The sequence below is a fragment of the Nocardioides sp. genome, from assembly GCF_030150155.1.
Lineage (GTDB): Bacteria > Actinomycetota > Actinomycetes > Propionibacteriales > Nocardioidaceae > Nocardioides.
On sequence record NZ_JASLGR010000028.1, the window covers coordinates 1 to 12038 of the forward strand.

General features: G+C 71.3%; 9 protein-coding genes. 7 read left to right on the forward strand and 2 right to left on the reverse strand.

Annotated elements, in window-relative coordinates; genetic code table 11:
• The first annotated feature begins 100 nt into the window (after window positions 1-100).
• Window positions 101-1474 carry an HNH endonuclease signature motif containing protein gene (locus Q1V88_RS07980; RefSeq protein ID WP_300680251.1) on the forward strand — a complete coding sequence of 458 codons (1374 nt, stop codon included), beginning with the start codon at window positions 101-103 and terminating at the stop codon, window positions 1472-1474.
• Window positions 1475-1545: 71 nt separating this feature from the next.
• Here Q1V88_RS07980 and Q1V88_RS07985 read toward each other — a convergent pair whose 3' ends face one another.
• Window positions 1546-2472 (reverse strand): 3-oxoacyl-ACP reductase, encoded by a 927-nt coding sequence (locus Q1V88_RS07985; protein WP_300680253.1) that lies wholly within the window; start codon window positions 2470-2472, stop codon window positions 1546-1548.
• Between the two features lie 194 nt (window positions 2473-2666).
• On the opposite strand from Q1V88_RS07985, the gene Q1V88_RS07990 reads away from it, so the two are divergent.
• The 5 genes from Q1V88_RS07990 (at window position 2667) to Q1V88_RS08010 (ending at window position 8452) form a co-directional block, all read left to right on the forward strand.
• Window positions 2667-3797: a steroid 3-ketoacyl-CoA thiolase gene (locus tag Q1V88_RS07990; RefSeq protein WP_300680255.1), complete on the forward strand. Its 1131-nt coding sequence runs from the start codon at window positions 2667-2669 to the stop codon at window positions 3795-3797.
• A gap of 2 nt (window positions 3798-3799) precedes the next feature.
• On the forward strand, window positions 3800-6025 hold the full coding sequence (locus Q1V88_RS07995) for an acyl-CoA dehydrogenase (RefSeq protein ID WP_300680257.1): 2226 nt from the start codon (window positions 3800-3802) through the stop codon (window positions 6023-6025).
• Between the two features lie 9 nt (window positions 6026-6034).
• Window positions 6035-6916 (forward strand): MaoC/PaaZ C-terminal domain-containing protein, encoded by an 882-nt coding sequence (locus Q1V88_RS08000; RefSeq protein ID WP_300680259.1) that lies wholly within the window; start codon window positions 6035-6037, stop codon window positions 6914-6916.
• The gene (locus tag Q1V88_RS08005; protein WP_300680261.1) at window positions 6913-7566 is read left to right on the forward strand and encodes a PaaI family thioesterase; all 654 of its coding nucleotides are present in this window, start codon (window positions 6913-6915) and stop codon (window positions 7564-7566) included. The genes Q1V88_RS08000 and Q1V88_RS08005 overlap by 4 nt, the downstream gene beginning before the upstream one ends.
• A 274-nt stretch (window positions 7567-7840) precedes the next feature.
• Window positions 7841-8452: a TetR family transcriptional regulator gene (locus Q1V88_RS08010; RefSeq protein ID WP_300680263.1), complete on the forward strand. Its 612-nt coding sequence runs from the start codon at window positions 7841-7843 to the stop codon at window positions 8450-8452.
• Window positions 8453-8681: 229 nt separating this feature from the next.
• On the opposite strand, the gene Q1V88_RS08015 is transcribed toward Q1V88_RS08010, so the two are convergent.
• The gene (locus Q1V88_RS08015) at window positions 8682-10325 is read right to left on the reverse strand and encodes a class I adenylate-forming enzyme family protein (RefSeq protein ID WP_300680264.1); all 1644 of its coding nucleotides are present in this window, start codon (window positions 10323-10325) and stop codon (window positions 8682-8684) included.
• A gap of 306 nt (window positions 10326-10631) precedes the next feature.
• Between Q1V88_RS08015 and Q1V88_RS08020 the strand changes: the two genes are divergently transcribed.
• Window positions 10632-12029: an ABC transporter substrate-binding protein gene (locus tag Q1V88_RS08020; RefSeq protein ID WP_300680266.1), complete on the forward strand. Its 1398-nt coding sequence runs from the start codon at window positions 10632-10634 to the stop codon at window positions 12027-12029.
• Window positions 12030-12038 lie beyond the last annotated feature (9 nt).

Below are 12038 nucleotides of genomic sequence, written 5' to 3' on the forward strand. Positions count from 1 at the left end.
GGCACCCCGAGATCCGTAGGGGCGAAGCCGGCGCACGAAAGAGACGCGCACCTGGTCGGGTGTGTGACGTGTGCGAGCCGCCCCGAGGAGGTGTCCGCTGATGAGTCAGGTGAGCGAGCTGGTCCACCCGATCCTGGGTGCGGTGTGGTCGGCGAACGGGGCTGTGGCAGGGGTGGCCGAGGTCGACCCGATGTTCATGCGTGATGAGGACCAGGTCACTGCCTTGCACGAGGTGTTGGCGTTGGAGGCCCGCACCGCGGAGTTGAAGGCCCGTCTCCTGACGGCCCTGGACCGTGCGGGCAGGGTCGATGAGGGTGCTGGGGAACGGGATCTGGGGTTCTGGCTGGCTCACCAGGCACGGGCCGGGATCCGTGATGCCCGCCGCGAGATCGGGTTCGCTCACGCCTTGGAGGCCCATCCGGTGACCGGTAGCGCGTTGCGGGCCGGGACGATCTCGGCAGCACAGGCCACGGTGGTGATGGAGGCCGTGGAGGCTTTGCCTGCTGATCTCCCGGCCGGGTTGGTGGCCGATCTGCAGGCACTGGATCGTGGTGGTGCTGATGTTGCTGCTCGTGCTGAGGCGCGGCTGGTGGCTGATGCAGCCCAGTTCGGTCCAGCACAGTTGAGGGTGCTGGGGCGCCGGATCCTGGAGGTCGTGGCGCCGGAGATCGCAGACGAGGCCGAGGCCCGCAAGCTGGAAGCCGCTGAGCGTCGTGGCCGGGCCCGGATCCGCTTGACGGTGCGGCGGGTCGGAGACGGCACGTCGATGATCAGCGGCCGCCTGCCTGACCTGGCGGCGAACCACCTGCTGCCGATGCTGGACTCGTTGGTCAACCCACGACGGACGCCGGCGTGGGCCGCCCCGGGCGAGCCCGGGGACGGGAGCGCGGGCGAGGGGGCCGAAGCCGGGGACCGGAGCATCGCCCCGAAGCCGTGGTGGGCGATGCCGGCGCCGTACAAGCTGGGGCATGCGTTCGTGGAGCTGCTCTCGCGGATCCCGACCGACCTGCTGCCCGTACACGGCTCGACGCCGGCGACTCTCTTCATCACGGCGACCCTGGAGCAGTTGCGGACCGGACTCGGTGCCGCGATCGTCCAGGGGCCGCGGGGCGAGGATCTGATCAGCGTCGCTGAGGCCCGACGCCTGGCCTGCACCAGCAACCTGATCCCCGCGGTGCTCGGCACCGGGGGCGAAGTCCTCGATCTGGGGCGCACGACGCGCTTGTTCACCGCGGCGCAGGTCAAGGCGCTGCGACTGCGTTACCGACACTGCCAGGGCCAGGGCTGCACCAGACCGGCCTCACACTGCGAGGCGCACCATCACCGCAGCTGGCTCGATGGCGGACCGACCGACCTGGCCAACGCCGTGTTGCTCTGCAACCGGTGTCACCACCGTGCCCACGACCCGCGCCTGACCTACGAGGTCATGCCCGAGGGTGCGGTCGTCTTCACCGCCCGTGGCAGTCCACCATGACCCGGAGACGGCCGACGCCCGGCCGGGAGACCCGGCCGGGCGTCGGAGGTGGAGCGGGGGAGCGGTGCGGCTCAGAGCTGCTCAATCCCGGTCGTGTCGAGCTTGGCGACCGAGTAGGCCGAGTAGGTCTGGTACGGCGAGCGGTCGGCGAAGTGCGGCACCAGCTGCTCGTCGAACTGCTCCAGGGTGAACTCGCCGGTCGGCGAGGTGAACTTCTGCTCCACCACCGGGGCGGCCATCAGCGCGACCATGTCGCCGTACACCACGAAGACCTGGCCCGAGACCTTCTGGGCGGCCGGCGAGGCCAGCCAGGAGACGAACGTGCCGACCCGCTCGGGGGCGAGGATGTCGAGACCGCCGGTCTCCTCGGCGTTGTGGTCGGCGTCGAAGACCTTCTCGGTCATCGCGGTGCGCGCCCGCGGGCAGATCACGTTGGCGGTGACACCGTACCGGGTCAGGCCCTGGTGCGCCGAGAGGGTCAGCGCGGTGATGCCCGCCTTGGCCGCGGAGTAGTTCGGCTGCCCGGCCGAGCCGAACAGGAACGCCTCGGAGGCGGTGTTGATCAGGCGCCCGTAGATCGGGCCGCCCTCGGCCTTCGACTTGGCCTTCCAGTACGTCGCTGCAGCGCGGGAGAGGACGGCGTGGCCCTTGAGGTGCACCGCGATGACCGCGTCCCACTGCTCCTCGGTCATGTTGAACAGCAGGGTGTCGCGGATGACGCCGGCGTTGTTGACCACGATGTCGAGGCTGCCGAAGGAGTCCACCGCGGCCTCGACCAGCTGGTCGCCGAGCGCCCACTGGGAGACGTCGCCCTTGACCGCCACGGCACCCACGCCCAGGGCCTTGATCTCCTCGACCACCGTGTCAGCGGCGGGCCCCATGTCGTTGACGACCACGTTGGCGCCCGCGGCGGCCAGGGAGAGAGCCTCGGCCCGTCCCAGCCCGGCGCCGGCGCCTGTCACGATCGCGGTGCGGCCTGCCAACTGCGTGCTGCTCATCTGTGCTCCCTAACGTCGGGGGTGTGGTCTGAAGCGGGCCGTTCCGACGTGGATCGGCCACACTCGGCACGGTAGATCGCGTTCTCGTTCCGTCGCTCCGCGCGGTCCGACTGGATGGGACGTGTTCCACATTCGGTCCTCGGCGCTCCTACGCTGCCCAGACCATTCCACTCCCACCTTCCAGGAGCCACCCGATGCCTGAGGCCGTGATCGTCGATGCGGTGCGTACCCCCGTCGGCCGCCGAAACGGGGCGCTGTCCAGCCTCCACCCGGCGGAACTGTTGGGCCTGACCCAGCGTGGCCTGATCGAGCGCGTCGGGGTGGACCCGGCCAGCATCGCCCAGGTCGTCGGTGGCTGTGTCACCCAGGCGGGGGAGCAGTCCAACAACGTCACCCGCAACGCCTGGCTGCGTGCCGGCCTGCCCTACACCACCGCCTGCACCTCGATCGACTGCGCCTGCGGCTCCTCGCAGCAGGCAGTCCACCTGGTCGCCGGTCTGATCGCCTCGGGCGCGATCGACGCCGGCATCGGCTGTGGCGTGGAGTCGATGAGCCGCGTCTTCCTCGGCGCAGCACTGGCTCCGGGTACGGGCTACCCGTACCTGGAGGAGTGGAACCTCGACCTGCCCGACCAGTTCACCGCCGCCGAGCGGATCGCGCAGCGCCGTGGCATCACCCGCGCCGACGCCGACGCGCTCGGCCTGGCCTCCCAGCACAAGGCCGCCGCCGCGTGGGCCGAGAACCGCTTCGAGGGCCAGATCCTGCCCGTCACCGTCGAGGGCACCGTGGTCGACCGCGACCAGGGTCTGCGTGAGACCACCGCCGAGGCGCTGGCCGGCCTCAAGCCCGTGATCGAGGGCGGCATCCACACCGCCGGCAACTCGTCCCAGATCTCCGACGGCGCCGCCGCCGTGCTGCTGATGAGCCGCGAGCGCGCCGAGGCCGAGGGTCTGCGCCCCCGCGCCCGGATCGTCGTGTCCGGGATGGTCGGCTCCGAGCCGCACTACCACCTCGACGGCCCGGTCGACGCGACCCGGCACGTGCTGGCCAAGGCCGGCATGACGATGGCCGACATCGACCTGGTCGAGATCAACGAGGCGTTCGCCTCCGTCGTGCTGTCGTGGGCCCAGGTGCACAACGCCGACATGGACAAGGTCAACGTCAACGGTGGTGCGATCGCGCTGGGCCACGCCGTCGGCTCCACCGGTGCCCGCCTGATCACCCAGGCCGTCAACGAGCTCGAGCGTCGCGACGCCTCCACCGCCCTGGTCACCATGTGCGCCGGCGGTGCCCACGCCACGGCCACCATCATCGAACGGATCTGAGCATGCCCCGACCGACCAGCACCGGAACCCTCGGCCTCGGCCAGGACCACGTCGACCTGCGTGACGCCGTCCGCACCCTGGTGGCGCGCCACATCGGCGACACCGTCGTCCGTGCCGCCGTCGACGCCACCACCGAGGCGCGCCCGCCGTTCTGGGGTGAGCTCGCCGAGCAGGGCCTGCTCGGCCTGCACCTGCCCGAGGAGCTCGGCGGCGCCGGCTTCACCCTGCTCGAGACCGCGGTGGTCACCGAGGAGCTCGGCCGCTCGATGGCCCCGGGCCCGTTCCTGCCCACCGTGATCACCTCGGCCGCGCTCGCCGCGGCCGGCCACGACGCACTCGTCGAGGGCCTCGCCGACGGCTCCCTGATCGCCGCCGTCGCCCTCGAGCCCGGCACCCTGACCGGCACCCGCTCGGCCGACGGCGCGTTGTCCGTCACCGGTACGTCGGTCCCGGCCCTGGGTGCCTGCCTCGCCGACGTCGCCCTCGTCCCGGTCCGGGTCCAGGGCGAGGCCGAGGTGGCCTGGGTGATCCTCGGTGCCGACCAGTTCGACGTGCCCGCCGAGCCCGCCCCCAGCCACGACCTGACTCGCCGGCTCGCCCCGATCACCGTCGACACCACCGTGGCCGCCGCCGACGTGCTCACCCTCGACCCGCTGCTGCCGCGCGAGATCGCCGCCACCCTGATCGCCGCCGAGGCCTCGGGCCTGGCCGACTGGGCCACCTGGACCGCCGCCGAGTATGCCCGCGTCCGCGAGCAGTTCGGTCGCCCGATCGGACAGTTCCAGGGCGTCAAGCACCGCGTCGCCTGGATGCTCGGCGTCGCCGAGCAGGCCCGGGTCTGCGCCTGGGACGCCGCCCGCGCCTGGGAGGACGGCCCCAGCGCCGAGGCCTCCTTCGCTGCCGCCGTCGCCGCCGTGCTCAGCGTCGACGCCGCGTTCCGCACCGCCAAGGACTGCATCAACACCCTCGGCGGGATCGGCTACACCTGGGAGCACGACGCCAACCTCTACCTGCGCCGGGCCCACACCCTGCGGCTCCTCCTCGGCGCCGCCTCGGTGTGGCAGCGCCGGGTCGCCGAGCTCGCGCTCGACGGCACCCGTCGCGAGCTCAGTGTCGACCTGCCCGAGTCCGCGGAGCGGATCCGTGCCGACGTACGCGCTGAGCTGGCGCCGGCCCTGGAGCTGCCCGCTGCCGAGCAGGTCACCTACCTGGCCGAGCACGGCTACACCTCGCCCCACCTGCCCGCACCGTGGGGCAAGGGGGCCGATGCGGTCACCCAGTTGGTGATCGCCGAAGAGCTCGCTGCTGCTGGGCTGACGCCGCACGACATGGTCATCGGCAACTGGGTGGTGCCGACGCTGATCGAGCATGGCGACGACGCCCAGCAGCAGCGTTTCGTCCCGCCGAGCCTGGCCGGAGGACTGGTCTGGTGCCAGCTCTTCTCCGAGCCCGGCGCCGGCTCCGACCTGGCCGGGCTCAGCACCCGCGCCGAGAAGGTCGACGGCGGCTGGAAGATCAACGGCCAGAAGGTCTGGACCTCGCTGGCCCGCGACGCCGACTACGGCATCCTGCTGGCACGCACCGACGCCGGCGTGGCCAAGCACAAGGGCCTGTCCTACTTCGTGCTCGACATGACCACGCCCGGGATCGACATCCGTCCGCTGCGCGAGCTGACCGGTGAGGCGCTGTTCAACGAGGTCTTCCTGGACAACGTGATCATCCCCGACGAGTGCCTGGTCGGGCAGCCCGGCGACGGTTGGAAGCTCGCCCGCACCACCCTGGCCAACGAGCGGGTCTCGATGACGAAGGGCTCCTCGCTCGGCCCCGGCGGCGAGACGCTGCTCGAGCTCGCTGCCGAGGACGCCGGCGGTGACGGCGGTCGGACCACCCGACTCGGTCGGGCGCTGGCCGAGGCGCACGCCGTCGGCCTCTTCGACCTGCGCAGCGCGCTGCGCAAGGTCAGCGGCGCCCAGCCCGGTGCCGAGTCCAGCGTGGCCAAGCTGCTCTCCGTGGCGCACCTGCAGGAGCTGTGGGAGACCGCCGTGGAGTGGAGCGGTACGTCGGCGGCGTACGGCGTCCCGCAGCGGCGCACGCCGATGTGGAACTTCCTCTCCACCCGTAACCTGTCCATCGCCGGCGGCACCACCGACGTCCAGCTCAACATCATCGCCGAGCGGATCCTGGGCCTGCCCCGCGACGCCGAGCCGGCCCCGTCCACCAAGGCCTGAGGAGACCCGATGCCGATCAACCTCGAGGCGGCCCTGAGTGCCCCGCCTGCGACCCGCGAGATCGCCTGGACGCAGCGCGACGCGCTGCTCTACCACCTCTCCCTGGGGGCGGGCCGACCCGTCGCGGGGAAGGAGTTCGACCCCGAGCTGCGCTGGACCTACGAGCGCGACCTGCAGGTGCTGCCGACCTTCGCCGCCGTCGCCGGTGGTGGGATCTCCGCAGGGGACCGGCCCGCCGCCGGGCTGCACCTGCCCGGGATCGAGGTCGACCTCTACAAACTGCTCCACTCCGGTCAGGAGGTCACCGTCCACCGGCCCCTGCCCGCCGCCGGCACCGCCACGGTGACGACCCGGGTCGCTCACCTGTGGGACAAGGGTAAGGCCGCGGTGATCGTGCTCGAGCACAGCGCCGTCTCGCCCGAGGGCGAGCCGCTGTGGACCAACGTGATGCAGATCTGGGCCCGCGGCGAGGGCGGCTTCGGCGGCGAGGCCGGCCCCGAGGAGACCTGGGTGCGCCCTGAGCGTGAGCCCGACCTCGTGATCGATGCCCCCACCGGGGCCGACCAGGCCCTGCTCTACCGCCTCAACGGCGACCTCAACCCGCTGCACGTGGACCCCGAGTTCGCGGCCAAGGTCGGGATGGATGCCCCGATCCTGCACGGTCTGGCCAGCTACGGCATCGTCGCCAAGGCGCTCGTCGACGGAGCCCTCGACGGCGACGCCGCGCGCCTGGAGTCGTTCGCGGTGCGCTTCGCCGGCACCCTGCTGCCGGGGGAGACGCTGCGCACCTCGGTGTGGCGCGAGGACGGCGAGCTGCGGTTCGTGGCGACCTGCCCGGAGCGGTCCGGGGCCGTCGTACTGTCGCACGGGACCGCGCAGGTGTCGGCGTGAGCGGGCGCGAGGAGCGCTCCGGCCACGCCACCCCCGCCCGGCCCTCGGCACTGTCGGCGACGCCGCGCAACGTCGGGGTCGACGCCGCCGTGGCCGCCGCCCGGCGGGTGGTCTCGGCGCTGCTGCACGCCGGTGACGGCTCGGCCGCGGAGATGTCGGAGGTCGCCGCCCAGCTCAACGAGGTCGCCGCGGCCCTGGAGAACGCGGCGCCCACCCGCGAGGAGCGCCTGGTCGACATGTGGTCGGGCGAGGGCTACACCAGGCACGACCCGGTGACGGGGCCGGAGAACGCGGTCGCGCCGCCGCTGCTGCTCGACGGGCTGGCCGACGGCTCCATCGAGGGCCGGGTCACGCTCGGGCTGCCCTATCAGGGGCCGCCCGGATGCGTGCACGGTGGCATCTCGGCGCTGCTGCTGGACCACACCCTCGGCGTGGCCAACGCCTGGGCGGGGGACTCCGGCATGACCGGCACGCTGACGCTGCGCTACCACCGGCCCACGCCGCTCTTCGTCGAGCTGACCGTCCGCGCCCGGCAGGAGAAGGTCGACGGCCGCAAGATCACCACCACCGGCGAGATCGTCGCCGACGGGGAGGTCTGCGTCTCGGCCGAGGGGCTGTTCATCAACAAGTTCGTCGAGCGGCCGCGCTGAGGTCGATCCTGCGCGAGCGCTCTGTGCGCGTACGACGAGGCGTCCCGGGTCACCCCGGGGCGCCTCGTCGGCGTTCGGGGTGGTGAAGGCGGATCTGGGTGGTGGTGAACCCGGAAGTGGGTGGTGGTGAACCCGGATCTCGGCGGGACCACTACGGTGTGACCTGTCTCACTCAGCGGGGTGGGATCGAGCGGTACGGGCCCACTCAGCGGAGGATGTTCCGGTGGACGACGTACGTCCACCCCCGAGTCGCGCAGCAGGAAGCAGGGACCACGTGCCACGCCTAGCCGAGGATCGGCCGCCCGCCACCCCCGTGTCGGCGGAGCAGAAGGACCGCTACCAGCGGATCCTGCGCGCGGCCGCGCGTCATGGTGCCGACAAGGGCCTGGAGCGGGTCCAGATGCACGACGTCGCCCGTGACGCCGGGGTGGCGATCGCGACGCTGTACCGCTACTTCCCATCCAAGACGCACCTGTTCACGGCCCTGATGCAGTCCCAGGTCAGCCGGCTCGGTGACGGCCCGCCCGTGCACCGCCCCGGCGAGGCCCCCGAGGAGGGCGTGAGCCGGCTGTTGGTCCGTGCGGGCCGTGAGCTGCTCAAGACCCCGTTGCTGGCCCACGCGATGGTCCAGTCCAACAACTCCACCCTCGCCACCGCCCCCCACAGCGGCGTCGACAGCCTCTTCCGCGAGCAGCTCATCGCCGCCAGCGGGCTCGAGGAGCCGACCGACTACGAGATCCGCCTCTTGCTGCTGCTGGAGCAGGCCTGGTACGGCCTCGTGATGGCAGCCCTCAACCAGGGGGAGTGGACCAGCCCGACGCAGTTCGCCGCCGACACCGACCTGATGTGTCGGCTGCTGCTGCGAGGCCTGGCCGAGGCTCCCTAGCCGCCGACTTCCGGGTTCGCCACGCCCGAGATCCGGGTTCGCCACGCGCGAGTTCCGGGTTGCCCACCGGCGCCCTTCTCCGCTGCCCCGACGCCGTACCGTCGAGCTCGGAAACGACGACGCACCGCCCGGCCGAGGCCAGGCGGTGCGTCAGTGCGTTGCTCTGTGGTGAACCCGGAAGTCGACGGTGGTGAACCCGGAAGTCGACGGTGGTGAACCCGGAATTCGGCTAGAGGGCGACCTCGCGACGGATCACCTTGCCGGTGGCGTTGCGTGGCAGCGGGTCGGTCGCGACCCGCCAGTGGCTGGGCACCTTGAAGTAGGCCAGCGAGCCGGCCATGTACTCGCGCAGCCGCTCCTCCAGACCCTCGCGGACCGCGTCGGAGGCGGGCACGACGACCGCGGCGACCTCCTGGCCCAGGTCGGTGTGGTCCAGGCCGATGACGACGCACTCGGCGACCTCGGGGTGCTCGGCGAGCACGCCCTCGACCTCGGCCGGGTAGACGTTCTCGCCTCCGCGGATGATCAGGTCCGAACGGCGGCTGCTCAGGCTGATCCGGCCCTGCTCGTCGCGGGTGCCGAGGTCGCCGGTGTGCAGCCAGCGGCCCTCGCGGATCGTGCTCGCGGTCGCCGTCGGGTTGCCCCAGTAGCCCAGCATGTTGAATGCGCTGCTCACGCAGATCTCGCCCTCGACGCCGTCGGGCACCGGGTTGCCGAGCGAGTCGCGGATCTCCATCTCGACGCCGATGATCGGCGCCCCGAGGGTGCCGGGCGCCTCGGCCAGGTCCATCGGGCTGGCGACCGCGACGGCGGTACAGGTCTCGGTCAGGCCGTAGCTGTCCACCATCGAGGAGGTGAACGGCAGGCCCTCGCGCAGGCGCTTCTTCAGCTGCGGCGAGGACGGCGCGGAGGCGAGCGCGAACGCGGTCAGCGACGAGGTGTCGTACGCCGACAGGTCCTCGTCCAGCAGACGGCTCGCCATCGTCGGCACCGCACCCCAGTTCGTCACCCGCTCGGTCTCGATCAGCCGCATGATCGGGTCCACGGCGAAGCCGCCGAGGTGCAGGGCGACCTTCGACCCGGTGGCCAGGCGCGGCACGACCAGGTTGTGCAGGCTCGCGATGTGGAACAGCGGCGTGGCCAGCAGGTAGGCCCGGTCACGCGGGTCGGTCGGGTCGCCGAACGCGCCCAGCAGCGCGTCGTTGAACCGGTGGTACTCGACCACCGCGAGCAGGTTGCGGTGGGAGTGGGTGGCGCCCTTGGGGCGACCCGAGGTGCCCGAGGTGTAGAGGATGACGGCGGGGTCGTCCTCGGCGACGTCGGCCGTGGGAAGCGGCGCACCGGGGTGGGCCGTCGCCAGCCGGCGTACGTCGGCCAGGGTGATGACCGGGACACCGGCCTCGCTCAACAGCGCCAGCCGGCGCTCGTCGGCGATGACGAGCCTCGGCTCGGCCAACTCCAGGCCGTGCTTGATCTCGGCCGGAGACCACCAGGCGTTGAACCCGACCGCGATCGCCCCGATGGAGGTGATCGCCCAGAAGGCGACGATCCACTCGGGCAGGTTCGCAGCGGCGATGGCGACCCGGTCGCCCTTGACGATGCCGAACTCCTCGCGCAGCGCCGTGGCGAACGAGGCGACCATGTCGGCGTGCTCGGCGAAGCTGATCTGCTCCTCGAGGGTGGCGATGTAGGTGCGGTCGCCGTGCTGCACCGAGTCGGCGAGCAGCTCGTGCAGCGCCCGGCGGCGGTTCGCGAAGAGGGTGACGGGGGCGCCGAGGACGTCCTCGCGGACGAGCTCGAACGGAGCGCCGGGGGCGGTCAGACCCTCGACGATCTGGCGTGCGGCGAGGCGAGGATCGACGGACGTGCTCATGGGGTGCTCCTGCAGGCGACGGCGGGAAATCGGACCGGTTGGCGAGCGAGTTTCGCAGGGTGTGACGGGTGCCACAGTAGACGTACCAATGAGCGGGACTGAGAGCGAATCGGACGACCGGGTGGTCTGTCCGAGCACGGGTCCCGGTGACTGGGATCAGGCTCACGAGTGACCGGGGTCACACCCATGCTCCTGCTTGCAGGTCACAGACGCCTCTCGGGCCGTCCCATCGGGAGGGGCAGGCGTCGATCCGGCCCATGCCCCACCCACTCCGCGAGAGCGGACAGTGAGAAGGAGTACCACCAGATGAGCAACCTCAGGAGCATGCGCGGTGTCGGTCTCGGCACCGTCGCCGTCGTGCTGGCGCTGACCGCCAGCGCGTGTGGCTCGAGCCGGTCCGGCAGCGACGGGACCGCGACGAGCGGCAACAGCGCCTCCACGACGGCCACGACCACCAAGTTCGGGGACCTCGACTCGCCGTGCGGGAGCGGCGACGCGAAGGGCGCCACCGCACAGGGCGTCACCGACACCTCGATCACCATCGGCTACGGCGACGACCGCGGCTTCGCTGCGGCCCCGGGCCTCAACCAGGAGATGGGCGACGCCGTCAAGGCGATGATCGACTGGTGCAACAAGCAGGGCGGCATCAACGGTCGCAAGATCGTCGGTGACCAGTACGACGCTGCGATGACCAACGCCGCGGCCGTCATGCAGAAGGCCTGCAAGAAGGACTTCATGCTCGTCGGTGAGGGCTTCGCCTACGACGAGGCTGCTGAGCAGTTCCGCGTCGGCTGCGACCTGCCGGCCGTCGCCGGCTTCACGATCGGCCCGAACTCGACCATGGGTCCCAACAAGTGGGACGCCGTGCCGCGGCCGATCGACAACTACAACGGCTCGCTGCTCGCCTCCGACATGGAGGTCTACCCGGAGGTCAAGCAGAGCCTGGGCTCGCTCGGCTCCACCTCGCCGGCGATCCAGCAGGGCGTCACGACCGCGCTGACCGTGGCCAAGGCTGTCGGCGGCACGACCACCGACTGCGGTGTCACGCTGAGCCAGGACGGCGAGGCCAACTACGTGCCGTTCGCCGAGAAGTTCAAGAAGTGCGACGCCAAGGCCGTCTGGTTCTCCTCCAGCCCCAGCCCGATCGCGTTCGGCCTCCTCGAGGCCATGCAGCGGGTCAAGGCCGACAAGAAGCTCGCCTTCGAGTCGACCTGGTACACCGAGGCCGTCGCCCAGTGGAACGCCAAGTCCAAGGCCGCTGACGGCATGATCTCGGCGATGGTCTTCCAGCCGCTGGAGAACGCCGACATCGTCCCGGCCGTCAAGGACTACGTGGACATCACCACCGCCGCCGGTGCCAAGCAGTCCCTGCTCGGCATCCAGTCGACGTCGGCCTTCCTGCTCTGGGCCACGGTCGCCAAGGACTGCGGTGCGGACCTGACCCGCGAGTGCATGGAGAAGGGTCTCTCCGCCGTGCACAAGTGGACCGGTGGCGGCCTGCACGCCCCGACCGACCCGGGCAGCAACATGCCCACCGACTGCGCGCTGGTCGTCCAGCTCACCGGTGGCGAGTACAAGCAGGTCTTCCCGACCACTCGTGGCGAGTTCAACTGCGACGAGAAGAACATCGTGAAGATCGACCCCGCCACGGTGGGCGTCAAGCTCAACGCGGACCGCATCTCGACCGCGTTCCTGAAGAAGTAAGTCCCTCGG

What these genes read in the sequence shown, in the direction of transcription:
- Q1V88_RS07980 (WP_300680251.1), top strand. Translation starts at nt 101, where the DNA reads ATGAGTCAGGTGAGCGAGCTGGTCCACCCGATCCTGGGTGCGGTGTGG.
- Q1V88_RS07985 (WP_300680253.1), bottom strand. Translation starts at nt 2,472, where the DNA reads ATGAGCAGCACGCAGTTGGCAGGCCGCACCGCGATCGTGACAGGCGCC.
- Q1V88_RS07990 (WP_300680255.1), top strand. Translation starts at nt 2,667, where the DNA reads ATGCCTGAGGCCGTGATCGTCGATGCGGTGCGTACCCCCGTCGGCCGC.
- Q1V88_RS07995 (WP_300680257.1), top strand. Translation starts at nt 3,800, where the DNA reads ATGCCCCGACCGACCAGCACCGGAACCCTCGGCCTCGGCCAGGACCAC.
- Q1V88_RS08000 (WP_300680259.1), top strand. Translation starts at nt 6,035, where the DNA reads ATGCCGATCAACCTCGAGGCGGCCCTGAGTGCCCCGCCTGCGACCCGC.
- Q1V88_RS08015 (WP_300680264.1), bottom strand. Translation starts at nt 10,325, where the DNA reads ATGAGCACGTCCGTCGATCCTCGCCTCGCCGCACGCCAGATCGTCGAG.
- Q1V88_RS08020 (WP_300680266.1), top strand. Translation starts at nt 10,632, where the DNA reads ATGAGCAACCTCAGGAGCATGCGCGGTGTCGGTCTCGGCACCGTCGCC.